This is a genomic window from Microbulbifer sp. TB1203 (assembly GCF_030997045.1).
In the GTDB taxonomy this organism is placed as follows: Bacteria; Pseudomonadota; Gammaproteobacteria; order Pseudomonadales; family Cellvibrionaceae; genus Microbulbifer.
The window spans coordinates 3,000,001-3,025,001 of the sequence record NZ_CP116899.1 but is presented as its reverse complement, the minus strand read 5'-3'; the positions used below and the strand labels follow the sequence as shown (position 1 = coordinate 3,025,001).

Below are 25,001 nucleotides of genomic sequence, written 5' to 3'. Positions count from 1 at the left end.
AGTTTCTCTCGCAGTTCTGGTTGAATACCGTTAGTTATTGGGGTTGTTCAAAGTGTTGTATTGCCGCCTGGATTGCCAGGGTGTAGCTGAGTGCGCCGAAGCCGCACACCACCCCCCGGGCCAGGTCGGAAAAATAGGAGTGGCGGCGGAATTCCTCCCGCGCGTGGGGGTTGGACAGGTGCACCTCGACAAAGGGGATGCCCACCGCCGCCAGTGCGTCGCGCAGTGCCACGCTGGTGTGGGTGAAGGCGGCAGGGTTGATCACGATAAAGTCCACCTTCCCGGCGGCTGCCTGGATTCGCCCGATCAGTTCCGCTTCACTGTTGCTCTGCAGGGTTTCCAACTGGTGGCCGGCGGCGGTGCACTGGGCGAGGGCATCGCTGTCGATCTGTGCCAGGGTGGTGGCACCGTAGATCTGCGGCTCGCGGGTGCCGAGCAGGTTGAGATTGGGGCCGTGCAACAGAAGGAGATTTGCCATAGGTTGCCTGCAGAAAAAGCGCGAAAGGTGACAAAAATCAAACGAAAATTGGCTATCTTGCCGACAAACTCGGATTTCCAGTGAGAAATCCCGAGTGCCGCGGCGAGTGTGCCGCAAAAGTGACCCCCTGTCCATGCCTAGCGCACAGTTTGTTGAAGTTAGCCGCAGTTCGGCGAAGTTTCCTTGAAAATCCCCGCAAAACGATTGGAGAGGTGGCCCGATTGCCGGGAAAATTGGCTACAAAGGCTGTTGGTGGAAGAGTTTGGGCGGCCTGGCCGCCGGGAGCGTTTTAGGGGCGCGTTGTGCGCGTCCATCCGTGGCGCAGTGAAGTCCCTGCAAAAAGCTCCCCGGCAGCAGGCCTTCGCATCGCGTTTATCTCGATACGGTTTCCTGCTTTCGCTCACCTGCTCCCTGGCTCGCAGCCGCGCGGAGTTCCGACAGTAGTCCATCGCGAGTGAGTACCTGGGGCAGTATCTTGGCCTCGCCACCGCCGGCGGGGTAGAGGAGGTAGAGGGGCACGCTGGTGCGCCCGTAGCGGGCCAGCAGTTCGCTGATCTGCGGGTCCTGGTTGGTCCAGTCGCCCTTGAGCGCGACCACGCCCAGTTCCTGCACCGCACCGGAGATGGTATCGCTGGCCAACACCATCTTGTCGTTGGCCAGGCAAGTGATGCACCAGGCCGCGGTCATATTGGCGAGCACCGGGCGGCCCTCGGCGCGGGCGCTCTCCAGCCGCTCCGGAGAATAGGCCTGCCAGTAGCCGGCGGTCTCGGGAACCCCGCCGCCGGCGGGTAGCCGCGGCAGCAGCAGGACTGCGGCGGCCAGCGCGGTTACCGCAACCGCGCCCTTGCCCCAGTGCCAGTCCGGCCGCGGCCACAGCCACAGGGCGAAGGCGATGCCCACGCTCCCCGCCAGCACCAGAGCCACGCCGTCGCTGCCGGTCTGCCGGCCCAGTACCCACAGCAGCCATACCGCGGTGAGATACATGGGGAAGGCCAGCAGCTGTTTCAGCTTGTCCATCCAGGGGCCGGGGCGCGGCAACCGGTCCGCCAGCGCCGGGATATAGGTGAGCAGCAGGAAGGGCGCCGCCATCCCCGCCCCCAGGGCGGCGAAGACCGACAGCGCCACTGCGGCGGGCTGGGTTACCGCGAAACCGAGCGCCGAGCCCATCAGCGGAGCGGTGCAGGGGCTGGCCACCACTGTGGCCAGCACGCCGCTGGCGAAGGAGCCGCCCAGGCCCCTGCTGGTACCGAGGCTGCCGCCCAGCCCCATCAGCCGCCCGCCGAATTCCGCCACCCCGGACAGGCCGAGACCCATGGCGAAAAACAGGTAAGCCAGTGCCGCGATCAGTACCGGGGACTGCAACTGGAAGCCCCAGCCCACCGCCTGGCCACCGGCGCGCAGGGCCAGCATCAGTGCCGCGATCAGCACAAAGCTCAATACCACGCCGGCGCTATAGGACCAGCCGTGCCGCTGCCGCCCGCCGGGCAGTTGGGCGATCGCCAGCAGTTTGATGGAGAGCACCGGAAAGACGCAGGGCATCAGGTTCAATAACAGGCCGCCGGCAAATGCCAGCAGCAGCGCCAGCGGGAGGGCCAGGCTGGAACTACTCCCGGTTGTCGGGGGCGGGCTGGCACCGCCCCCGGTCCCCGGGGCGGATACCGGTTCGGCGGTGCCGGTGGCGGGGTCGAGGGAGAAATGGCGCACCTGGGGCGGATAGCAGAGGCCGGCGTCGGCGCACCCCTGGTAGTGCACTTCCAACTGTAGCTGGCTGTCTGTCCGCGGTATCGCCAGCGGCACTTCCAACTGTATCCGGTAGACTTGGGTTTCCTTCTCGAAGTAGTCATCCCAGATGACTTCGCCCTCCGGCAGGGTCAGCGGCAAGGGCGTCTTTTTGTTCCCGTCGATCCGGTACAGGGCCAGTTTGTCGCGGTATAGATAGTAGCCGGGGGCTATCTGGAAGATGGCGCTGGTTCCCTGCTCCGAAAACAGGAAGTCCTGTTGGTAGGCCTCATCCACCGGCAGGAATTCAGCGCCCTGCGCGGCCCCCGGCGACTGGCCGGAGAAGGGGGACTGCGGCTGCGCGGTCGCGCCGCTGCCGAGGAAAAAAATCAGTACAGCCAGTGCGCCGAGGAAATTTTTGTGGAAACTGCCGGTCTTCACAGCCATGGGAATAAAAATTCATTATAGTCGGGTGCGTACAGGTTCGACTGCCCGGACCCGGCTGGGGTTCATTCTGGCCCGCTGAGGGCCGCCGTGCCGGCAGTATAGCGAGCAACATAACAACAGTGGAGGGGCAGGGTCTTGTCGTCGGCGAATATCTTCCGCAGTGGTGGTCTTGTGCTGGCGTGCCTGTTGTGGCTGGCCGGCTGCGGCGGCAGTGCCCCGCCGCAACCCCAGCCGGCGCCGCAACCCCAGCCGGTGAAACCGCGGGGGCCGTCGCCGGAGGAGATCCGCCAGCGGGCGGTGAATTACTTCCTGCAGCGCGCCGAGGAGGCGGAGCGGAAGGGGTTCCTCACCGAGCCCGCAGGAGCCAGCGCCTACGATCACTACCTGAGAGTGCGGCAACTGGACCCGGGCAACACCCGCGCCGCCAGCGGCATCCAGAGCATCGTGCTGGAACTGGTGGCGAGCGCCCGCGACGCCCTGCGTCGGCGCGCCTTCGGCGAGGTGAACAGTTTCCTGAACCGCGCTGAAGAGCTGGCCCCGGGCAACCCCTTGACGGCGGAAGTGCGCGCACAACTGGCCCGCGAGCGCAGTCGCGCCAGTGTAAGCCTGCCCGAGGGGGAATCGGTGCCCCTGCCCGCGGCGCAACTGGCGGCCCGCTCCGACGCGATAGTTGAACTGCTGCGCAATACTGCGCTGCGCATTCGCCGCGACGAGCTGCGGGTGATCATCGTCGCCCGCAACGATGCCGAGGGCCGCTGGGTCTACCAGCAGCTGCGCGAAGCGGTGCCCGGCTACCGGGTGCGCGGGGATATCAAACTGGGCGCTTCGCCCCAACTGCTGCTGACACAGCCAGCGCGGGAGGCGGGACAGTGAACCGGATCGCCGCGCTCCTGCTGGCTACCCTGTTGCTGGCCGTCGTCGCCGGCGCGGAGGAGAGGCAGGAGGAGGGAAAGAAAACCTCGCTGCAGGTCGAGGGCTATGCCCGCGAGACGCCGCCCGCTGTGAAAATGAGTGCGGCCTACCTGACCCTGCACAACCATGGCACCTCGGCGCGACGCCTGCTCGCGGTGGAACTGCCGGGGCAGGGCCAGGCCTCAGCACACCTGCACACCACCGTCGAGGAGGACGGCATCAGCCGAATGCGCCCGCTGGAACTGCTGGAGGTGCCCGCTGGCGGCAGCATACGCATGGCGCCGGGGGGCGTGCACCTGATGCTGCACGGGGTGCGGCTGCGTGCCGGCGACCAGTTGCCGCTGCGGCTCCGTTTTGCCGATGGCCAGGTGATCGAGATTTCGGTGCCGGTGCGCAAGCTGCGGGCGACTGCAGACCCCCATCGCCACCATCACGGATAATTTTTTACACTGGAGGACGTCATGAAAAAAATGCTGCTGTTCCTGGGAGCCATCGCTCTCGCCGCCTGTGCCCACAGCCCGCTGCAGATCCGCTTGCAGCCCCAGGTGGAAGTGGCGCCGGATACCATCGGCGCAGGCCACACGATCAACGTGCGCGGCGCCAACAAGCTGCCCGGCGGTGGCCTCGGCTCCCTGGGCGGTATCTATGCGGACACCTCCAACGTCACCCTGGCCAACAACGTGGAAACCGCCATGGCGGACGCCCTGAGCGAGGGCTTTGCGGCCTGGTCCTTCCGCCCGGTGGAAAGCGGGGCGGCGGATGTCCATGTAGTGGCCAACCTGACCGGGCTCAGCTACGACAGTCCGAACAAGCTCTACACCAGCAAGGTAAACACCTCCGCCGAGGTGCAGTTGCAGGTGACTATCGGCGGCGCCACCTACTATGGCAATTACAGTACCAGCGGCGTGGACCGCAGCCTGGTCAAGCCCGACCGCGCGGAAGTGGAAGCACGGGTCAACGGCCTGCTCAGCACTACCCTGCAGCGGGCTTTCGCCGACGAGAAGCTGAAGAGCTTCCTGCGCCAGCATCTCTGAGCCCGTGCCTAGCGAAGGCTGTGTTTTATGTTGTGTGACGGAGTTGGCAGAGCTGCGGTATCGCCGGTCGAACAGGGCTTCCGGTTTCTATACTCGTTCCCCCTCGTCCGACACAAGATACAAGAACAAGGCGTGGACTTGCACCTTTGACTGAATTTGATCCGAAATCCGTCGAGTACCTCGGCCTGCTGACCCAGGTTGAGGACGAGCTGCTGCCCGGCGGGCAACTCAGCCTGCAGGCGGCGGAGGTGGCGCTGGGTGAGATCGCCGACGGTGTGATAGTGACCGACGCGCGGGGCCGGGTGACCTACAGCAACCCGCTGGTGAGCGAGATGACCGGCGACCTGGTGGGATTGCTGCCGGGTCAGTTGCTCAACGACAGCCTGCAGCTCACCGATAGCAATGGCGCGCCGCTGCCGCCGCTGCTGCCCGCCGCCGATACCGATCCCGCCGATCTGCCCAGTGTGCGCGAATTCCGCGCCTGTATTCTGCGTATCGACGATGGCGCCGAACCGGTAGAGGTGAACGTGCAGGTGATCGCGGTGCGCGAGGCCGCGGTGCTGAAGAATTTCGTGCTGATACTGCGCCACACCACCGCCGCGCGGCGCATCTCCTCCCGCCTCAGCTGGCAGACCAGCCACGATCCCCTCACCCGGCTGCCCAACCGGCAGTTTTTTGAGAGCGAGCTGCAGCGGGTGCTGTCCCTGTGTACCGACAAGCGCCAGCACCATGTGCTGTTGTACCTGGACGTCTATCAGTTCAAGGTGGTCAATGACACCCTGGGCTACAGTGCCGGCGACCAGTTGCTGGTGCAGTTGGCCCAGTTGCTGCGTCACTGCCTGTCCGGTGGTGATCTTTTTGCCCGTGTGGGCAGCGACGAATTCGCCATCCTGCTGCGCGACTGCACCGTGGAGGAGGCGCGCCGCGTGGTGCTGCGCCTGCGCGATGCGGTGAGCGGCTTCGCCTTTCGCTGGGAGGGCAACGACAGCCGTGTGGCGTTTTCCATCGGCGCGGTGACCGCGGACTGCCACGCGCCTCCTGCGAGCCAGTTGCTGGCCTCCGCCAACGATGCCTGTTGTGCCGCGCGCGACCAGGGGCGCAACCGGGTCAAGCTGTTCAGCGACTCCCGCAAGGTGCTGGAGAAGCGCCGCCAGACCACCTGGGTGGCGGAGATCAACGCCGCGCTGAGGGAGGATCGCATGCTGCTCTACCGCCAGCCGGTGGTGGCACTGCAGGAGGGACAACGTATCCACCACTACGAGATACTGGTGCGTATGCGCGGTCGCAACGGCGATATCATCTCCCCCGGAATGTTCCTGCCGGCGGCGGAGCGCTACGGCCTGATCGAGGAGGTGGACCGCTGGGTGATCCGCAAGGTTTTCGCCTATATGGCCCTTGAGCAGCGCCTGGGGGAGGGAGGTTTCAGTTACGCGATCAATATTTCCGGCATCAGCCTGGGGGACGAGACCTTTGCGGACTATGTGCTGCAGGAACTCACCGAGGCCGGTGTGGCGCCTTCACGGGTGCAGTTCGAGATCACCGAGACCAGCGCCATCGACAACCTGGAGCGGGCGCTGATCTTTATCCACAAACTGCGCGCCGCCGGTTGCAGCTTTGCCCTGGACGACTTCGGCCGCGGCGTCTCCTCCCTGGCCTACCTGCGCCAACTGCCTGTGGATTTCCTGAAAATAGACGGCAGTTTCGTGCGCAATATGCTCGAGGATGAGATCGACAGCGCCATTGTCAGCACCGTCGACCACCTGGCCAAGCGCATGGGCATCAGCACCATCGCCGAATACGCGGAGACGCCGGAACTGCTGGAGAAGCTGCGCCTGATGGGGGTGGACTACGCCCAGGGCTTCGGCATCGCCGCGGCCTCCTGCCTGCCGGAAATACACGGTAACAATGCGGAATGATCAATATTCCGCATTCCGCATTCCGCATTCCGCATTCAAAAGCTCGCCGTGCTGTTCCGGGCGCAACCGCGGCCCGTACTGGCTCACCACCCGAGCCGCCGCGCGGCAGGCCAGTTCGCCCGCCTCGGCGAAGGGCATGTCCCGGTTGAGACCATAGAGAAAAGCCCCTGCAAACATATCCCCGGCGCCATTGGTGTCCACCGCATGTACTTTCGGAGACGACACCCGGTACTGCCGCCCGCCGTCCCACAGCAGGGCGCCCTCGGCGCCCAGGGTGATGGCGAAACTGCGGCAGTGGTCGCGCAGGGCCAGCGCGGCGCTCTCCACCGAGTCGGTGCCGGTGAAGCCCAGGGCCTCGTCGCGGTTGCAGAACAGCAGGTCGACACCGCCGCCGATCATCGTCCCCAGGCCGTCGCGGAACAGGTGCACCATCGCTGGGTCCGAGAGGCTGAGGGCGGTTTTGACCCCCGCGGCCTCCGCCTGCTCCCGCAGGGCGATGGCGGCGGCGCGGCCGGTGTCGGAGGATACCAGGTAGCCCTCGATATAGGCCCAGCGGGAGGCGGCGAGGGCCGCGTTGTCCACCTCGGCCACCGACAGCCGCTCGCTGATGCCCAGGAAGGTGTTCATGCTGCGCTCGGCGTCCGGCGTGATCAACACCAGGCACTTGCCGGTGGTGCCGCCATCGGCGCTATCCAGCACCCGCGGATAACCCACCCCGGCGGCATCCAGGTTGGCCAGGTAGAAGTCGCCGTTGTCGTCCGACGCCACCTTGCAGGAATAGAAAGTGCGCAGGCCGAAGTAGCTGGCGGCGATCACGGTATTGGCGCCGGAGCCTCCGCAGGCGTGGCTGGCGGTCACCAGGTGGTCGGTAAGGTCGTCCACCAATTGGCGTTGGCGGGTGTCGTCCACCAGAGTCATCACCCCCTTTTCGACCCCCAGAGCCTCCAGGTCGCGGTCCGAGACTTCGATTTCCGTGTCGAGCAAGGCGGCGCCGATGCCGTAGAGATCGTACTGATGCATGTTTTCCCCTGGGGTTTTCTTTCAAAAGGCGCATTATGGCGGCCCGCCGGTCGAGTGCAACAATTGACAGTTTGCTCTCAAGTCTTATAAAAGGCGCCGGTGAACCAATCGGCAAGCCTCCTATCTATAGTTCATTTGATAAGTCTGGTATTTCCTTAATATATGGCATCCACAAAGCGCCGGCGCAGCAAAGCGTCCAAACCCGGAAGATTTCGCCGCTGGATGGTCCGTCTGGGCCTGCTGGGGCTGGTGGGCGCGCTGGTGCTCGCGGGCTATATGGTGTTCCTCGACGTCCAGCTGCGCGAGCGGCTGGATAGCCGCCAGTATCAGCTGCCCGCGCGGGTGTTCGCGCGCCCGCTGGTATTGAAAGAGGGCATGGTGATGCGCCCGGACGAACTGGCGGCGGAATTCGAGGCGCTCAACTACCGGGAAAAGGACCAGTTGAGCGAACCCGGCCAGTGGTCCCGCGAGGGCATGGACTACCGGGTATGGCGGCGGGATTTCGTGCATGCGGACGGGCGAGAGCCGGCGGCCCAGGTCAGCTTCCGCCTGCGCAATGACGAGCTCAGCAACCTGCGCGGGGAAAACGGAGAGCGGCTGAAACAGTTCCGCCTGGATGCGGCGCCCATCGGCACCCTGCTGGGGGGCGGCGACGACCGCACCCCGGTGCGCTTCGCGGATATCCCGCCGCTGCTCGGGGCCACCCTGATCGCGGTGGAGGACAAGGATTTCGTACATCACTTCGGTGTCTCGCCGCGGGGTATAGCCCGCGCCATGGTGGCCAACATAAAGGCCGGCCGGGTAGTTCAGGGCGGCAGCACCATTACCCAGCAGTTGGTGAAGAATATCTTCTTCGATCACGATCCCAGCCTCTGGCGCAAGTTCAATGAAGCGCTGATGGCGATACTGATCGAACTGCATTACGACAAGCCCTACATACTGCAGGAGTACGTCAACGAAGTGTGGCTGGGCCAGCAGGGCAGCCGCGCCATCTACGGCTTCGGGCTGGCCTCCGAGTTCTATTTCCAGAAGCCGCTGGACACCCTGGAGCCGCACGAGATAGCCCTGTTGGTGGGCCTGGCCAAGGGCGCGTCCTACTACAATCCCTGGCGCAATCCTGAGCGTGCCCTGGAGCGGCGCAACACCGTGCTGGACGTGATGTTGGAGGAGGGGCTGATCTCCGCCGGGGAATACAAGACCTATACCGCCGAACCCCTGGGAGTGGCAACCGCCGGCGCCTCTGCGCAGAACCCCTATCCCGCGTTTACCGAACGCCTGCTGGAAGAGATGCGCCCCTACTACTCCTACGAGGAACTGCGCACCGCCGGTCTGAGGGTCTATACCACCCTCGCACCCTCGGTGCAGAAACTGGCCGAGGATGCAGTGAGCGAGGGAGCCGAGAGGCTGGAGAAGGATCGCGGTATCCAGGCGGACTCCCTGCAGGCTGCCACCGTGCTGCTGGACAGCTACAGCGGCGACGTGCTGGCCATGGTGGGCGACCGCCGCCCCAGCTACCCGGGCTTCAACCGCGCTCTGGAGGCCCGGCGCCAAGTGGGTTCGCTGATCAAGCCGGCGGTGTACCTCACCGCCCTGGAACGCCCGCACCGCTACAACCTGGCCACCCTGATCGAGGACGCGCCCATACGTGTCGAGGGCGACAACGGCAAGGTGTGGATGCCGGCCAACTTCAGCAACCGCAGCCACGGGCAGGTGCCTCTCTACGTGGCGCTGGCAAACTCCTACAACCAGGCCACCGCTCGCCTGGGCCTGGACCTGGGGCTGGAAAACGTGCGCCAGACCATCCGCCGCCTGGGGGTGCAGGCGAACCTGCCGCGGGTGCCGTCGCTGTTTTTGGGCGCAGTGGAACTGACTCCGTTCGAAGTCGCGGGCATGTACCAGACCATCGCCAACGCCGGTGAACACGTGGAGCCCCGCACCCTGTTGGCGGTGTCCGATGCCGAGGGCGAGCAGGTGCAGCATTTCCGCCGCCGCACCAACCGCGGCGTGGACCCGGTGCCGGCCTACCTGCTGCGCTACGGTCTGGAGCAGGTGATGCGCGAGGGCACCGGCAAGAGCGCCTACCGGCGGCTGCCGGGCAGTGTGCACTTCGCCGGCAAGACCGGCACCACCAACGACTACCGCGACAGCTGGTTTGCGGGCTTCTCCCCCGGCGTCACCGCGGTGGTCTGGCTCGGCCGCGACGACAACGAGCGCACCAGCCTCACCGGTGCCACCGGGGCGCTCACCATCTGGACCGAGATTATGCGCCAGCTGCCCCACCGCCACGGCCGTATCGAGCCGCCGCGGGGGGTGGAGTTCAAGTCGGTGAATGCCCGGGGGCAGTACATGGACCCGCGCTACTGCCAGGGAGGTATCGAGCTGCCCTTTTCCTATGAGACCCAGTTGGAGCCAGCTCCCGAATGTGTCGGCCGCGACCGCTGGCGCTGGTTCCGCGACCTGTTCGGCCATGAGGAGGGGGAGGCAGCACCTCGGGAAGAGATGACACCCGGCTGGGGAATAGATCCGCGGGAGCAGCGGCTCCGTGAAGAGCGCGAGCGCCAGTTGCGGGAACAGCTGCGCGGCGACGACGAAATGCAGTGGCCGGAGGAGGAGGAACCCCTGGATATGCCGGGCACTGAGGAGGACCAGCTAGAGCGCCTGCGGCAGGAGGAGCTCTACCTGGAGGAGGAGCGCCTGCGCCGCGAAGAGGAATTACGCCGCAGCCAGCAGCCGGGCGCCCCGGTGGAAGAGGCCGAGCCTTGGCCGCCGGTGGAAGAGGCCGAGCCTTGGCCGCCGGTGGAAGAGGACGAGCCCTGGCCGCCGGAGGAAGAGGAACAGTGGCCCTGATTGCGCCGGGGCCAGCCGAGCGGGGGCAGCGGTGAGCGAATTTCTGTCATCCGCCACCGGGCTGCTGCTGGTGGCAACTACCACTTTCAGCCTGGTCGCACTCTACCTTTTGCCGAGCCTGCTGGCCCGCTGCGCCTTTCAACCCTATCGGGTCTGGCGCGGCGAGCAACTGGGTTCGCTGGTCCTGGCGGGTTTCGTGCACACCAACCTGCTGCACCTGGCGGTAAACATGTGGTGCCTGTGGGTGTTCGGTCCGCCGCTGGAGCGGCAGATAGGCACGCCCGCATTCGCGCTGCTCTACGGCTTGGCGCTGGTGGGCAGCCACCTGCCGACGCTGCTCAAGGAGCGGCAGAATCCCCAGTACGCCAGCATCGGCGCTTCCGGTGCCATCTCCGCGGTGGTGTTTGCGTTTATCGTCTACTACCCGCAGGCGGAACTGTTTCTGCTGTTTCTGCCGATCCCCATCCAGGCCTGGCTGTTTGGCCTGCTCTATCTTGCCTACAGTTATTACGCCGGTCGGGACCGCACCCGGCGTATCAATCACGATGCGCATTTCTGGGGGGCGCTGGTGGGGCTGGTCTTTGTGGCAGTGATCGATCCGGGTGTCTGGAAACGGCTGCAGCTTTAATCCTGCAGTAACCGCGCCGCCTCTTCGGCGAAATAAGTCAGGACCCCGTCCGCCCCGGCGCGCTTGAACGCCAACAGGGATTCCATAACCACCGCCTCCCGCGCCAGCCAGCCGTTTTCGAAAGCGGCGCAGTGCATGGCGTATTCGCCGCTCACCTGGTAGGCGAAGGTGGGTACGCGCAGTTCGTCCTTTACCCGCCGCACCACGTCCAGGTAGGGCATGCCCGGTTTGACCATGATCATGTCCGCGCCCTCCTGAATGTCCAGGGCGCACTCGTGCAGCGCCTCGTCGCTGTTGCCCGGGTCCATCTGGTAGCTGGACTTGCTGCCGCCTTTCAGGTTTGCCGCGGAGCCCACCGCGTCCCTGAAAGGCCCGTAGTAGGCGGAGGCGTACTTGGCCGCATAGGACATGATCAAAGTGTTTACACAACCTTCCCGCTCCAGCGCGCTGCGGATGGCGCCGATGCGCCCGTCCATCATGTCCGAGGGCGCTACCACGTCGGCGCCGGCGGCGGCGTGGGACAGGGCCTGCTGCACCAGCACTTCCACGGTGTCGTCGTTGACGATATAGCCGCTGTCATCCATCAGCCCGTCCTGGCCGTGGCTGGTAAAGGGGTCCAGGGCCACGTCGGTGATCACGCCCAATTCCGGCGCCGCATCCTTGAGTGCACGCACCGCGCGCTGGGCCAGGCCATCGCTGTCGTAGGCGGCGCGGGCGTCGTCGGATTTGTGCGCGGCGTCCACCACCGGGAACAGGGCCACCGCGGGAATGCCCAGCTTCACCATCTCGCGGGCTTTTTTCGCCAGCAGGTCCACGGTGAGGCGCTCCACTCCGGGCATGGAGGCCACACGTTGGGTTTCACCTCGCCCCTCTATAACGAACAGGGGCAGGATCAGATCGTCGACGCTCAGGCAATTTTCGCGCACCAGGCGGCGGGAGAAATCCTGCGCGCGCAGGCGGCGCAGGCGGGTGTTTGGGTAGGTGCCGCGATGAAGGCTGATACTCATAGGAAAAATCACTCCAGCTGGGGAATGGGGTGCGCTTTAGTTGAAGATTCGGGCGACCCCGCTACCGGAAGCTTTTGGGGGACGCGGGCTGGGCGCCCCCCTTTAATACGTCCCTGTACGCTCGTAATCGGCATCCATGCACCCCCAAAAGCTTCCGGTAGCGGGGTCTTCGCATTGCGCAATTACATAGGGTCAAGGTCACTTGAATCGGCGGCAATCATAACAAACAGGCCGCCGCTCAGCTCAGATGCTGTCTAGCCCGGATATTGCACCACGGGCCACGCCCTCGCTTGATCTCTGCACGCTCAGCACATTTTTGCGGCTAATACGTGCAATAAGCATGCATCTACGCCGCAAAAATGCACTGAGCGCACAGATCTCGGCGCGATCATCGCGGCCCCTGGCGCAATATCCGGGCTAGTGCCCGTCCGGCGGCGGCGATATGCCGTTCGAGTATTTCCGCCGCCTCCTCCGTATTTCCCCGCTGCAGCGCTTCCAGCAGTGCGTAGTGCTCCCGTTGGCTGGTGTCCTGGTAGTCGAGGTTGCGGGTCTGGTAGCCGATATAGCGCTCGCACTGGCGGTGCAACTGCTCCACGGTGGCGAACAGGGTGGGGCGGTCGGCGGCGCGGTAGAGGCAGGCGTGGAACTGCCAGTTGAGCGCGCCTATTTCCGCGGCGGAGAGCGTTTCCTCCCCTTCCATCCTGTCCAGAATGTCCCTGGCCCTGCCCAGGATTTCGGCGTTGAGCTTCGGTGCCGCCAGGGTCTGCAGCAGCGGCTCAAGGCGCATGCGCATCAGGTAGATGTCCTCCACCTCGAGCGGATCGAAGCGGGGCACGGCGACGCCGCGCTTGCCGTGGGCGGTGAGCCAGCCCTCGTTTTTCAGGCGCTGGATCGCGTCCCGCACCGGGATGCGGCTGACGCCGTACTGCTCGGCCAGCTCCGTCTGTTTGAGCACGGTGCCGGGAGGGAAGCGCCCGCTCTGCAGATCCGCCTTGAGCTGCTGGTAAAGACTCACTTATCTGCCTCTGTCGAACAGCCGGTAGGCCAGCATGCCGCCCGCCAGGCCCCAGAAGGCGGCGCCTATGCCCCAGAAGGATATCCCGGAGGCGGTGATCAAAAAGGTGATCAGTGCGGCTTCCCGGCTGTGCTCGTCCCCGGTGGCAACCGACAGGCTGGCGCCGATGGTGCCGATCAGGGCCAGGCCGGCGAGGCTGGCGACCAGGGCCTCGGGGAAGGCGTTGAACAATGCCACCACGCTGACGCCGCAGAGCCCGGCCAGCAGATAGAAAACCCCGGCGGCGATGCCGGCGGTGTAGCGTTTGGCCGGATCCGGGTGGGCCTCCGGTCCGGTGCAGATGGCGGCGGTGATGGCAGCGAGATTGAACGCGAAGCCGCCGAAAGGGGTCAGCAGCAGCGAGGTCAGGCCGGTGCCGCTGATCACCGGCGAGATGGGCACATCGCCGTAGCCACTGGCCCGCAGGGTGGCGACGCCGGGAATATTCTGCGAGGTCATGGTGACAATAAACAGGGGCAGGCCGACACCGAGCAGGGTGGACCAGCGGAACTCGGGGGACACCCACACCGGCTTGCCGAGCGTCCAGTGCAGCTGTTCGAAGTGGATCAGGCCCAGCAGCCAGCTGGCCCCGAAGCCGGCTGCCAACACCAGGATAATTGCGTAGCGGGGGAACCAGCGCCGGCCGGCCAGGTAGCAGGCCAGCATAATGCCTACAAGTGCCGGCTGGGTCTGCAGTGAGGTGAACACCGACAGGCCGAACTGCACCAGGATTCCCGCGAGCATGGCGCTGGCGATGGGCATGGGGACTTTGTTCATCAGCTTTTCGAAGTTGCCGGACAGTCCCAGCAGCAGGGTGAGCAGGGCGCTGAACAGAAAGGCGCCGACCGCCTCCGCCATGGGGACGCCCACCAGGCTGGTGGCGAGCAGGGCGGCGCCGGGCGTGGACCAGGCGGTAATCACCGGCGCCTTGTAATACCAGGAAAAGGCGATGCAGGTGAGTCCCATACCCAGGCCCAGGGCGCCGATCCAGGACACCATCATCTCTTCGGTAGCCCCCGCCGCCTGGGCGGCCTGGAAGACGATGGCCACTGAGCTGGCGAATCCCACCAGCACGGCGACGAAGCCGGCGCTGATCGCGGACAGACCGATATCGGAACGGAGGGAGCGGGACAAAATGTATACTCAATTAAAAATGTATACATTTATCATAACCACAACGGACCCGAATACAACCCTCGCGGTTAAGTGGAACGTAGCAGCGCTTTGCCCATCCCTACACAGTCAGCCCGCCGCAGGATCAGTCGGCCAGTTCGGCAAACACCTTTTGTGCGGCGGCGATGGTGCGGTCTATATCCTCGTCGCTGTGGGCCGCGGACATAAAGCCCGCTTCGTAGGAGGCGGGTGCCAGGTAGACGCCCTGCTCCAGCATTCCGTGGAAGAAGCGGTTGAAGCGCTGGTTGTCGCAGGCCATCACCTGCTGGTAGTTGCTCACCTGCGCCTCTTCGGTAAAGAAGAAACCGAACATGCTGCCGACTTTGTTGGCAGTCAGCGGAATACCCGCTGCTTTCGCCGCGTCCAGCACGCCCTCCACCAGGCGCTTGGTGTTGGCCGCGAGCCGCTCGTAGAGGCCGGGCTCCTGGATCAGTTTCAAGGTTTCCAGCCCCGCGGCCATGGCCACCGGATTGCCGGAAAGGGTTCCAGCCTGGTAGACGGGCCCCAGGGGAGCGATCTGTTCCATCACCTCGCGCCGGCCGCCAAAGGCCCCCACCGGCATGCCGCCGCCGATCACCTTGCCCAGGGTGGTGAGGTCCGCGCGCACGCCATAGTAGCCCTGGGCGCCGGTGAGGCTCACCCGGAATCCGGTCATCACCTCGTCGATAATCAGCAGCGCGCCGCTCTTGTCGCAGACCTCGCGCAGGGTTTCCAGAAAGCCCGGCAACGGCGGCACGCAGTTCATATTGCCGGCCACTGGTTCGACGATCACACAGGCGATTTCATTGCCCATCTTTGCGAAGCAGTCGCGCACTGCGTCGGCGTCGTTGTAGCTCAGGGTGATGGTGTGGTCGGCGAGCGCCGCGGGCACGCCGGGGGAGGAGGGCACGCCCATGGTCAGTGCGCCGGAGCCGGCCTTCACCAGCAGCGAATCGGAGTGGCCGTGGTAGCAGCCTTCGAATTTGACGATCTTGTCGCGCCCGGTAAAGCCCCGTGCCAGGCGAATGGCGCTCATGGTGGCCTCGGTGCCGGAGTTGACGAAGCGCACCAGGTCCAGCCCGGGCCACAGGCGGCAGAGTTCTTCTGCCAGTTGGGTTTCCAATTCCGTGGGTGCGCCGAAACTGAGTCCGGAGCGGGCCCGCTCGATCACCGCCTCGATCACCCGCGGGTGCGCGTGGCCCAGCACCATGGGACCCCAGGACTGCACATAGTCGATATAGCGTTTGCCGTCGGCGTCGAAGAGGTAGGCACCCTCGGCACGCTCGATAAACAGCGGCGTACCGCCCACCGCGCGGAAGGCGCGCACCGGTGAGTTGACGCCGCCGGGGATGAATTGCTGGGCCTCGGCGAATAGTTGCTCGGATTTGCTCATAGGAATCGGAATTGGCTTGGGGATTTGGCGGCCTATTATCGCGGCCGGGGGGCGTCTCTACAATGTGCCTTGGATGGCTTGGTGGCGGTCCTGCTGCCGGGGGCTTTTTGCGGGACACGCTGTGAATACGTCCCTGTACGCTCTCCGCGGCCGTCCATGGCCGCAGAAGGTCCCGCAAAAAGCCCCCGGCATCAGGACCTTCGCATTGAGGTTGGTTATTCTTTCCGAGTCCCGAGTCCCGAGTCCCGAGTCCGCGCTCCCGGGTTACTTCTTCGTCCAGAACAACCGATTCGGTATCGGCCGTCCCATACCCAGGCGGCGGCTGTCGGCAATGGCGCTCCAGGTGAATTGCTGGCTGCGGCTGACGGCTTCGATCACTGTGAGGCCGTGGGCGATATGGCAGGCGATGGCGGTGGCCAGGGTGCCGCAGGAGCCATAGGCGGCGGGGGGCAGTTGCTTCCAGTGGAACTGGCGCACCAGGCCGCGTTCATCGTAGAGGCGGTTTTCCAGCTGTTTGTCGCAGGCGGGCACGCCGGTGAGTAGCAGGTAGCGGCAGCCGCTTTCCAGCAGTTCCTGGGCCATGGCGTCGAACACATCCGCCTCCACCGCCATGGCGCGGGCTTCGCGGCGGTTGGGGCAGACCATGGTGGCGTACGGCAGCAGGAGGGAGCTGGCGGCCTCCCACAGCGGCGGCGCCAGCAGGCTTTCCTTGTCCGCCAGGGTGGCGTCCGGGTCGATTATCACGGGAATCTCGGGGTAGTCCCGCAGCACGCTGTGCAGCGCGCGGACGTTTTCCACTGAGCCGAGGTAGCCGATCTTGATCGCTGCAATCGGCATATCCTCCAGGATCGCACGGGCCTGTTCCACCAGCAGACTGTCGTCCACTGGCGCGACGCCCAGTAATTCCCGGGTATCCCCCACACTGATCGCGGAGACCACCGATGTGATGTGGCAGCCGAGGCTCACTGCGGTCTCTGTATCCGCGGTGAGGCCGGCACTGCCGCTGGGGTCGTGGTGGGTTACTGTCAGGACGATGGGTTGGGATGTGTCCATGTCGCTTCGCGGGGTAGCTGCTGGTTGGATAATTCTAGCAGCCCGGCGGCCCCGGCCGACGCTGCAGGGGATAGAACAGTGTCCGCCTAGAAGGGTTTCACTATCACCAGTATTGCGATGACCACCAGCGCTATCACCGGCAACTCGTTGAAGACCCGGAAGTAGCGCCCGCTGCGGGTGACGGTGCCGGCGGCAAACCGGCGCACATAGACGCCGCAGGCGTGGTGATAACCGATCAGCAGCAGCACGAACACCAGCTTGGCGTGCAGCCAGCCGGCGCTCTTGTAGTAATCCCAGTTGAAGCTCAGCAGCCAGATGCCCAGCGCCAGGGTGGCGATCATCGACGGTGTGGCGATGCCGCGGTAGAGCCTGCGCTCCATAATGCAAAAGCGGTCGCGGCTGACCGCATCGGTGGCGTCCTTGTGATACACGAACAGGCGCGGCAGGTAGAAGAGCGCGGCGAACCAGCAGACGACGGCGACCAGGTGGAAAGCTTTGACCCAGAGCATTATTCGGATCCTTGGCGGTTATTTACGGTAAAAGTTGTCGATATGCTGCGGCAGGATAATGCCGGCGACATTGTTGTCCAGTGTTCCGCCGTGGCCGCGATCGATATAGAGGGCATCGGCGCCGCTGGATTCCAGGTGCTGCTGGGCCTCCAGCAGGGTGGCGCGCCAGTTGAGCGGTGCCAGTTGCAAACGCTCGCCGGGGAGTTTGAGCAGGTCCACCGGCGGCTTCTCGCCGGTAGTTTTCTGCTCCCTGCCCTGTTCCCGCGCCTCCGCCAGCCGCTGCATGAAACTGGCCAGGTCCGCCGCGCGCAGCAGTTGCGTTGGCTCCCCGGGGAGATAGATCACAATCCATTGGGGATGCCGTTCTATCAGGCGCACCGCGTCCTCCTCGACGATCTCCCGGGGCGTCACCGCGAAGTCCCGGTCCATGACGCTGGCCACTCCCACCCGACTCAGCATCTGCTGGCGCCAACTGGGAGTGCCGCTTTTGCCCAGTGCGCGCAGGGTTTCCTGGAAAATCCCTTCTGTGCCCAGGAGGTGCCGGGCTACCACGCAGGCCACCACGATCATCATCATCCCGGGGAAAAGCACATTGGGGTTATAGGTGAGTTCGAGAATCGCCAGCAGTGCCGCAAGGGGGGCATTGAGCAGCGCGGCCATCATCGCCGCCATGCCCACCATGGCATAGAAGCCGGGGCTGGCGGTGGCGTCGCCTAAAAAGAGGTTGGTGAGGCCGCCGGCGATTCCGCCCATGCAGGCGCCGAGAAACAGGCTGGGGCCGATCACCCCGCCGGGAATGCCCAGGCCGCTGGCCAGGGCGGTGGCCACCAGCTTTGCCGCCACGATTGCGATCAGCGCGCCGAGCCCCAGCTTGCCCAGCATTGCCATTTCCAGGGTGTCGTAGCCGGTGCCGAGAATCTCCGGTACCCAGATGGCCAGTGTGCCGGTGACCAGGCCGGCGGCGAGGAAACGCAGCAGAGGCGACTTGCGCTGCAGCGGCGCCAGCCGGCGCTGGGCGCGGATAAACAGCCCCGCCAGCAGGCCGATCGACAGGGCGCACAGGAACAACAGTGGAAGCTCCGCCAGGGAACTGAGCTGGATTGCGGGTACATTGAACGCCGGCTGGCTGCCGAAGGTGATCCGCGTGACGGCGCTGCCGGCTACCGCCGCCAGTATCACCGGCAGGAAGCCGGCTACGGAGTACTCCATCATCACCACCTCCATCGCGAACACCACGCCCGCCAGCGGCGTGTTGAAGGAGGCTGCAATGGCGGCGGCCACGCCGCAGCCCAGCAGGCTGCGCACGGAATTGTTGGGCAGCTTCAACCTGCCGGACACCCAACTGCCGCTGGTGGCACCCAGATGTACCGCCGGACCCTCGCGCCCCACGGAGTGGCCGCTGAGGAGCGCGATGGCACCGGCGAAAAACTGTAGCAGGGCGTTGATGCCGGGCATCTGCCCCTGGTGGTTGTGCAGCCGGTCGAGCACGTGAACCACGCCCACGTAGCGGCGGTTTGGCTCGAGCAGGCGGTATATGCCCGCCAACACCAGAGCGCCGATCAGCGGCAGTGCGAAACACCAGTGCGGCGGCAGGGATTCAAAATGTCCCGGCGCTGTCAAAAACCATTCCGCGGGCCATTCGCTGAGGTAGCGAAAGCCGATGGTGACCGCGCCGGCGCAGAAACCGATGAGCAGCGCCATCGCCAGCAGGGGCGCCAGTGCATCCTGGGAGGAGAGTTCCAGGCGGAGTTTTTCCAGGCCGCGCTCCCCGAGCGGCCAGTTCGGCGGTTTGTTTTTGACGGAAATCCGGGGGCGCTGTGACACCGCACATCCTTATCGGATAGAAGCTTGTGGTAGAGTGCCGAACCATTATACAGATAGCTTCAGCAAAGGAGTTTTGGACAAGGTGATCAAGGTAGCAATTGTGGGCGGTACCGGCTACACGGGAGTGGAGCTGCTGCGCCTGTTGGCCGGGCACCCGCAGGTGGAGTTGACCGCTATCACATCCCGCGCCCTGGCGGGCACTCCGGTGGCGGAGCTGTTTCCCAGCCTCCGCGGCCATTGCGAACTGGCCTTTTGCGAGCCGGATATCGACCAGTTGTCCCGCTGTGACCTGGTGTTTTTCGCCACTCCCCACGGTGTCGCCCAGGCCCAGGTGCCGGAGCTGATGAAGCGCGGTGTGCGCGTGATCGATCTGTCCGCGGATTTCCGTATCACGGATGTCCCCGCATGGGAGCAATGGTACAACCAGCCCCACGGCGCGCCGGAACTGGTGGAGATGGCGGTTTACGGCCTGCCCGAGGTCAACCGCGACGCCATCGCCGGCGCCCAACTGGTGGCCTGTCCGGGCTGTTATCCCACTGCGATCCAGCTGGGCTGGATTCCCCTGTTGGAGGCGGACGCGGTGGACCCGCAACAGCTGATCGCCAACGCCGCCAGTGGCGCCAGCGGGGCCGGTCGCCAGGGCAAGACCGAGCTGCTGCTGGCGGAGACCAGCGACAACTTTCGCGCTTACTCCGCTGGTGGCCATCGCCATTTGCCGGAGATCGAACAGGGCCTGCGCCGGGCGCAACCCGCCGGCAGTGCGGAGGCGCGGGTGACCTTCGTGCCGCACCTGCTGCCCATGATTCGCGGCATTCACGCAACCCTCTACTCCACCCTGCGGGGCGGTCGGGAGTTGGAAGAGCTGCAACAGCTGTTCGAGCAGCGCTATGCCGATGAGCCCTTTGTGGATGTGATGCCCGCTGGCAGTCACCCGCAGACCCGCAGTGTACGCGGCAGCAACATGTGCCGGATTTCCCTTCATCGGCCCCAGGGGCGGGATACCCTGGTGGTGCTCTCGGTGATCGACAACCTGGCCAAGGGCGCTTCGGCGCAGGCGATGCAGAATATGAACATCATGTTTGGCCTGAATGAGGCGCTGGGGCTGGAGAGCCCGGCGTTGCTGCCTTAGAATCGGCAGACTCCGACGGGCGATAAACGATAACAACACAGCGGATTCCAATGGCGCGGAAAAAAGTCAAAGGCAGCAAGCAGTACCGCATGAAGGTGGTGCCCCACCGCCCCTTTTTCGGAGTCTTTTCCGTATTGGGGGTGGCGCTGCTGGTGCTCGCCACATCGGCCGCTGCCTACTTCGCCGGCCAGCACAAGATGCGGCTCGGCCTGGACCGGAAAACCCAGGCGCACGAGGAGGCGGAGAGCCATCTGGACAAGTTGCGCAGAGAGAACGAGGAGCTTCGCATGCGCGTGGCGACCGCGGAGCAGTCGGTGGCCATTGGCGAGCAGGCCAATGAGAAAGTGCGCGCGGAGCTGGTGGAGAAGGAAAGCCTCATCGCCGAACTGCGCCAGGAAATCTCTTTCTACCGCGGCATCATGGCCCCCGCCGACGGCAGCGAGGGTGTCTCCATCGGCCGCTTCAGTATTTCCCAGACCGGCGATGTGCGCCGCTACCAGTACAAGCTGCTGGTGCAGCAGTCGGCGGCCCGTCACAATGTGGTGACCGGCAGCGCCACTTTCACTGTTGTCGGTACGGAGGCGGGGCAGCCCAAGCGCTATCCGTTGAGCACGCTGTCGCAACAGGTGGACAGCGAGTCGATACCGCTGCGTTTCAAGTATTTCCAGAATATCGAGGGAGAGCTGCAACTGCCTCCGGACTTTGAACCGGAAGGGGTGGAGTTGACGCTCAAATCCAGCGCGCGCAAAGGCTTCAATATCGAGCGGCGTTACGGCTGGCTGGTGCAGAAAACATAGATAGCGGAGTAAACCAGACTCCGTGAAATGAGAGGTTTCATTTGACTTATGTTGAGAAAAAAAGAGAAGGCAGTTATGGCGAGCTCTGGTGGTAACAACACAACACTGATCGCGCGGCACACCGAGGTGGCGGGCGATCTGCACTTCCGCGGCAATCTGGTGATCGAGGGCAAGGTGCGAGGCAATGTCAACGCGCACAGCGACAGCGATGCGCGCCTGCAGATCGTCGAGGGCGGTATCGTCGAGGGTGAGATCCGCGTGCCCCACGTGGTGATCAACGGCAACGTCAAGGGCGATGTACATGCGACGCGTCACCTGGAGCTGTCCTCCAAGGCGATGGTGGAAGGCAATGTGCACTACAAGCTGATCGAGATGGTCAAGGGCGCCCAGGTGAACGGCTCCCTGGTCTCCAATGTAGAGATGGATTCCGCCGGTGAGCCGCGCATGCTGGAATATTCGGAAGAAACGATAGTGGATGTAGACTAAGCTCGTTTACCAGCGCACCCAGCAATACTTGACTGTATTGCTGGGATTTAAGGATAATGGCCTCCAATTCGCACTGTATACTTTTTGTTCGGTGCGACCTCTTATTGGTGCCGAGAAAAACCTATGTCAGAAGCTGTTTCCTTTTCTCCCGAGCCGGTTGTGGTGACCGACCAGGCGGTAGCCAAGGTCAAAAGCCTGCTGGAAGACGAGGGCAACCCGGAACTCAAATTGCGGGTTTTCGTGACCGGTGGTGGCTGCTCCGGTTTCCAGTACGGATTTACCTTCGACGAACTGGTAGCCGAGGATGACGCAGTAGTCGAGAAAGACGGCATCCAGGTGCTGGTGGACGCCATGAGCTATCCCTACCTGGTGGGCGCCAGTGTCGACTATGAGGAGGGGCTGTCCGGCTCCCGCTTTGTGGTGCAGAACCCCAACGCCTCCTCCACCTGCGGCTGCGGCTCCTCTTTCTCCATCTAGCTGGTACACATCTCTGTGGTGTGGTCGGACTTCCCCTGTAGGAGCGGCCGTTGGCCGCGATCGGCCTATGTTAACCGACCCGACTTCCGTAGCGGGCTGGTGGCGGCTCTGCTACCGGTGGCTGTTTGCGGGACACGGGCTGGGCGCCCCCCTTAAATACATCCCTGTACCTCTCCGCGGCCGTCCCTGGCCGCAGACAAAACGGCAGGATTGCCGTTTTGAACGCCGAAGGCGCCCGAAGGGCGAGGGCCATTGATGGCCCGAGTTACCGTCCCGCAAAAAGCCACCGGCATCAGGGCCTACGCATTTAACTCCAATGTTCTTTTCGAACCCCGCCTTGAGCCCCGCCAAATCAAGCCGGATAAACGCCCCCCAGCACCGTCTCTTCCCGCGCGCCGGTCACACTCGGGCAGTTGCCTGGCAGCCCGCGCAGCGTCTGTCGCGCCAGCCAGGCGAAACCCACCGCTTCCAGCCAGTCGGCGTCTATGCCGTAGCTGCCGGTACAGGCGATGGACCAGGTGGGCAGGCGCCGGCGCAGGCGCGCCAGCAGATCCTTGTTTCTGGCCCCGCCGCCACATACCAGCAGCTCACCGCCATCTGCGAACTGGTGCACCGCCTCGGCAATACTGGCCGCGGTCACCTCCGCCAGCGTGGCCTGTACGTCTGCCGGCGCCAACTCCAACCCGGCGCTGGCCTGCTCAAGCCAACTGGCGTTGAAAATTTCACGGCCGGTGCTCTTGGGGGGCTTGGCGGAGAAATAGGGGTCTGCCATCAACCGGCTGAGCAGCTCCATCTGCACCCGACCACTGGCGGCCCATGCACCGTCGCGGTCGAACGGCTGTCCTTGATGCAGGGATATCCAGTAGTCGAGCAGGACGTTGCCGGGACCGGTGTCGTAGCCGTAGACGGCCCCATCCGCGGCCAGTTCGGTGATATTGGCCATGCCGCCGATATTGACCACCGCGCGGTTGCGGTCGGTGGCGAAGACGGCGCGGTGGAAGGCCGGCATCAGCGGTGCACCATGTCCCCCTAGGGCCATGTCGCGGCGGCGGAAGTCCGCTACCGTGGTGATTCCGGTGAGGGCGGCAATGGTGTTGGGATCGCCCAGTTGCAGGCTGAAGGGCGCGGTAACCGTGCCCGGCGGGCGGTGGCGCACCGTCTGCCCGTGGCTGCCAATGGCGGTGATATCGCCGGCTTCGACGCCGGCTCGCGCCAGCAGGGTGTTGGTGGCATCGGCAAACGCCTGGCCGATCTGTCGATCCAGTTGACCCGCGCGGTCCAACTCGGAGGGGCCGGGGGCGCAGAGAGCGAGAATAGCTTCCCGAAGCGGTGGGTCAATGGGATGGCCGAGGGCGGTGATGATCTGTGGCTTGAGGGTGTCACCGCTGCCGAAGTCGACCAGTACCGCGTCGATGGAGTCGACACTGGTGCCGGACATCAGGCCGATATATAGATCGGGCATCTGGGAGCGTCCTGTCTCGTGCTAAATAATGAAAAGCGGGCCCACTGGCCGGCCAGATGCGAGGCGCATTTACGCCAGCGTAGTTATTCTACGTCAAGCAAGTCAACGAGATGGCCCGGGTTGAAAATGGAATGGCCGCTCCCTGCGAGCTGCGTTAGCAGGCCCTAGTACGAGACGGGGCGCTAGTTAACGCTTTGCTTGTCGCTGTCCTCTTCTTCGCGGTGCTGGGCCAGGGCCGGCTGCTTGAAGCGCTCCAGCTGCGCCAGCAGCGGCTGGGTCTGGGTCTTGAAGCGGGCCATTTCCGCGGAGGGGATCGATTTGGCCTTGGGCAGTTTGCGCACGATGGTGGCGGGATTGCGGTGGCGGCCGTCGACCAGGAATTCGTAATGCAGGTGCGGGCCGGTGGCGTAGCCGGTGGAGCCGACCTTGCCGATCACCTGGCGCTGTTTCACGCGCTGTCCGCGTTTTACCAGGCGCTTGCTCAGGTGCAGGTAGCGGGTGACGTAGCGCTCGCCGTGCTGGATAAACACATAGTTGCCGTTGGACTTGCTGTAGCCGGCCCGGGTCACGCGACCGTCGCCGGCGGCGTACACCGGGGTGCCGGTGGGCGCCGCGTAGTCGGTGCCGTTGTGCGGGCGCCGGGTCTTGAAAATGGGATGCAGACGTCGGGGGTTGTAGTGGGAGCTGATGCGGCCGATATCCACCGGGGTGCGGATAAACGCCTTGCGCATGCTCTTGCCGTCCGGTGTGTAGTAGTTGGTGTCGCCGTTGACGTCGGTATAGCGCACGGCACTGAAGGCCTTGCCCTGGTTGGTGAAGGTCACCGCCTGGATGGGGCCGTCGCCGATCTTTTCCCCGTCCAGGAACTCTTCATCGAAAATCACGCTGAAATGGTCGCCTTTGCGGATGTCCAGGGCGAAGTCGATATCGGAGCTGAACACGTCCGCCATGGCCATGATCAGGTTGTGGCTCAGGCCTGCGTCGCTGCCGGCCACGAACAGGGAACTCTCGATCTCCCCCTGGCGGTAAGCGGTGTAGCTGTCCGCCTGGCGCTGGTGCAGGGTGTACTGGAAGTCGTCGGATTCGCCGCGCTTGAACTCGATCCGGTTGAGCCGGTCGCGGTACAGCTCCAGACTCTGCAGTGCGCCTTCGCTGTCCGTGCGGAAAGTCAGTTCTTCCCCGGGGGTCAGTTTGGCCAACTGGCGGGCCTCGTCGCCGCTGGCCAGCAACTGGTACATCTCCGCACTGCTGACGCCGGCGCGCTGGAAGAGGTCGGACAGGGTGTCGCCGTTCTGTACTTTCAGGTTCTGGCTGCGCAGTTCCCGGCCGGCGGCCCCGTTGTCGACGAAATCTGCTCTGGCGGCATCGCTGTCGATGGAGGACAGGGTTACCGGCAGTGAGTGCCTCTTCGCCTCCACTTCCGGGGTGGAGACAAACAGGGTCAGCGCCAGGGCAAAGCTGGCGGCGCCGGCAGCCAGGGCGTGGGTGCGCGGAAAGTGCTGGCGTAGGACGCCGAACAGACGCGGCGGCGATTTGCGATGGTTCTGCATGGTCTTAACAGGTGGCGCTATTTGTGATTGTTATCCGAGCTCGCGGCGTCCAATGCCTAAAAAACGAACACTGAGGCGGCTTTATAACAAAAATTCTGTCGCCGTTC

The 25,001-nt window shown here is 64.5% G+C and carries 22 protein-coding genes; 10 read left to right on the top strand and 12 right to left on the bottom strand.

The window, feature by feature from the left end:
- Positions 1–34: 34 nt before the first annotated feature.
- Both aroQ and PP263_RS12730 read right to left on the bottom strand, forming a co-directional pair.
- On the bottom strand, positions 35–478 hold the full coding sequence (aroQ, locus tag PP263_RS12735) for a type II 3-dehydroquinate dehydratase (RefSeq protein WP_308363874.1): 444 nt from the start codon (positions 476–478) through the stop codon (positions 35–37).
- 372 nt (positions 479–850) lie between these two features.
- Entirely contained in the window at positions 851–2,644 is a 1,794-nt protein-coding gene (locus tag PP263_RS12730) for a protein-disulfide reductase DsbD (RefSeq protein ID WP_308363873.1), read from the bottom strand.
- Between the two features lie 135 nt (positions 2,645–2,779).
- Between PP263_RS12730 and PP263_RS12725 the strand changes: the two genes are divergently transcribed.
- The 4 genes from PP263_RS12725 (at position 2,780) to PP263_RS12710 (ending at position 6,506) form a co-directional block, all read left to right on the top strand.
- The gene (locus PP263_RS12725; RefSeq protein ID WP_308363872.1) at positions 2,780–3,517 is read left to right on the top strand and encodes an N-acetylglucosaminyltransferase; all 738 of its coding nucleotides are present in this window, start codon (positions 2,780–2,782) and stop codon (positions 3,515–3,517) included.
- Positions 3,514–3,996, top strand: a complete 483-nt coding sequence (locus PP263_RS12720; RefSeq protein ID WP_308363871.1) for a copper chaperone PCu(A)C — start codon at positions 3,514–3,516, stop codon at positions 3,994–3,996. The genes PP263_RS12725 and PP263_RS12720 overlap by 4 nt, the downstream gene beginning before the upstream one ends.
- A gap of 21 nt (positions 3,997–4,017) precedes the next feature.
- Positions 4,018–4,590, top strand: a complete 573-nt coding sequence (locus PP263_RS12715; protein ID WP_308363870.1) for a YajG family lipoprotein — start codon at positions 4,018–4,020, stop codon at positions 4,588–4,590.
- A gap of 146 nt (positions 4,591–4,736) precedes the next feature.
- Positions 4,737–6,506, top strand: coding sequence for an EAL domain-containing protein (locus PP263_RS12710; RefSeq protein ID WP_308363868.1), 1,770 nt, complete (start codon positions 4,737–4,739; stop codon positions 6,504–6,506).
- Here PP263_RS12710 and PP263_RS12705 read toward each other — a convergent pair whose 3' ends face one another.
- Positions 6,507–7,526 (bottom strand): adenosine kinase, encoded by a 1,020-nt coding sequence (locus tag PP263_RS12705; protein WP_308363867.1) that lies wholly within the window; start codon positions 7,524–7,526, stop codon positions 6,507–6,509.
- Positions 7,527–7,688: 162 nt separating this feature from the next.
- On the opposite strand from PP263_RS12705, the gene mrcB reads away from it, so the two are divergent.
- Together mrcB and PP263_RS12695 are read left to right on the top strand one after the other, a co-directional pair.
- Positions 7,689–10,373 carry a penicillin-binding protein 1B gene (gene mrcB / locus PP263_RS12700; RefSeq protein ID WP_308363866.1) on the top strand — a complete coding sequence of 895 codons (2,685 nt, stop codon included), beginning with the start codon at positions 7,689–7,691 and terminating at the stop codon, positions 10,371–10,373.
- A gap of 31 nt (positions 10,374–10,404) precedes the next feature.
- On the top strand, positions 10,405–11,001 hold the full coding sequence (locus tag PP263_RS12695) for a rhomboid family intramembrane serine protease (RefSeq protein ID WP_308363865.1): 597 nt from the start codon (positions 10,405–10,407) through the stop codon (positions 10,999–11,001).
- Here PP263_RS12695 and hemB read toward each other — a convergent pair.
- The 7 genes from hemB to PP263_RS12660 form a co-directional block, all read right to left on the bottom strand.
- Positions 10,998–12,008 (bottom strand): porphobilinogen synthase, encoded by a 1,011-nt coding sequence (hemB, locus tag PP263_RS12690; RefSeq protein WP_308363864.1) that lies wholly within the window; start codon positions 12,006–12,008, stop codon positions 10,998–11,000. The two genes, PP263_RS12695 and hemB, sit on opposite strands and share 4 nt — an antisense overlap.
- A gap of 388 nt (positions 12,009–12,396) precedes the next feature.
- Positions 12,397–13,023, bottom strand: a complete 627-nt coding sequence (locus PP263_RS12685) for a GntR family transcriptional regulator (RefSeq protein WP_308363863.1) — start codon at positions 13,021–13,023, stop codon at positions 12,397–12,399.
- Complete coding sequence (locus PP263_RS12680; protein WP_308363862.1) at positions 13,024–14,196, bottom strand: benzoate/H(+) symporter BenE family transporter; 1,173 nt, start codon at positions 14,194–14,196, stop codon at positions 13,024–13,026.
- A 124-nt stretch (positions 14,197–14,320) separates the two neighbouring features.
- Positions 14,321–15,607, bottom strand: coding sequence for a glutamate-1-semialdehyde 2,1-aminomutase (hemL, locus tag PP263_RS12675; protein ID WP_308363861.1), 1,287 nt, complete (start codon positions 15,605–15,607; stop codon positions 14,321–14,323).
- Positions 15,608–15,871: 264 nt separating this feature from the next.
- Positions 15,872–16,660, bottom strand: a complete 789-nt coding sequence (locus PP263_RS12670; RefSeq protein WP_308363860.1) for a hydroxymethylpyrimidine/phosphomethylpyrimidine kinase — start codon at positions 16,658–16,660, stop codon at positions 15,872–15,874.
- A gap of 86 nt (positions 16,661–16,746) precedes the next feature.
- On the bottom strand, positions 16,747–17,169 hold the full coding sequence (gene hemJ / locus PP263_RS12665) for a protoporphyrinogen oxidase HemJ (protein ID WP_308363859.1): 423 nt from the start codon (positions 17,167–17,169) through the stop codon (positions 16,747–16,749).
- 18 nt (positions 17,170–17,187) lie between these two features.
- Entirely contained in the window at positions 17,188–18,993 is a 1,806-nt protein-coding gene (locus PP263_RS12660; protein ID WP_308363858.1) for a chloride channel protein, read from the bottom strand.
- 82 nt (positions 18,994–19,075) lie between these two features.
- On the opposite strand from PP263_RS12660, the gene argC reads away from it, so the two are divergent.
- The 4 genes from argC (at position 19,076) to erpA (ending at position 21,882) form a co-directional block, all read left to right on the top strand.
- Positions 19,076–20,122, top strand: a complete 1,047-nt coding sequence (gene argC / locus PP263_RS12655) for an N-acetyl-gamma-glutamyl-phosphate reductase (RefSeq protein WP_308363856.1) — start codon at positions 19,076–19,078, stop codon at positions 20,120–20,122.
- A 50-nt stretch (positions 20,123–20,172) separates the two neighbouring features.
- Entirely contained in the window at positions 20,173–20,919 is a 747-nt protein-coding gene (locus PP263_RS12650; RefSeq protein ID WP_308363855.1) for a DUF6776 family protein, read from the top strand.
- Positions 20,920–20,994: 75 nt separating this feature from the next.
- Entirely contained in the window at positions 20,995–21,405 is a 411-nt protein-coding gene (locus PP263_RS12645; RefSeq protein WP_183461207.1) for a polymer-forming cytoskeletal protein, read from the top strand.
- Positions 21,406–21,528: 123 nt separating this feature from the next.
- Positions 21,529–21,882, top strand: a complete 354-nt coding sequence (gene erpA, locus PP263_RS12640) for an iron-sulfur cluster insertion protein ErpA (protein ID WP_183461206.1) — start codon at positions 21,529–21,531, stop codon at positions 21,880–21,882.
- Positions 21,883–22,234: 352 nt separating this feature from the next.
- On the opposite strand, the gene PP263_RS12635 is transcribed toward erpA, so the two are convergent.
- Together PP263_RS12635 and PP263_RS12630 are read right to left on the bottom strand one after the other, a co-directional pair.
- Complete coding sequence (locus PP263_RS12635; protein WP_308363854.1) at positions 22,235–23,344, bottom strand: anhydro-N-acetylmuramic acid kinase; 1,110 nt, start codon at positions 23,342–23,344, stop codon at positions 22,235–22,237.
- A 182-nt stretch (positions 23,345–23,526) separates the two neighbouring features.
- Positions 23,527–24,894: a peptidoglycan DD-metalloendopeptidase family protein gene (locus PP263_RS12630; RefSeq protein WP_308363853.1), complete on the bottom strand. Its 1,368-nt coding sequence runs from the start codon at positions 24,892–24,894 to the stop codon at positions 23,527–23,529.
- Positions 24,895–25,001 lie beyond the last annotated feature (107 nt).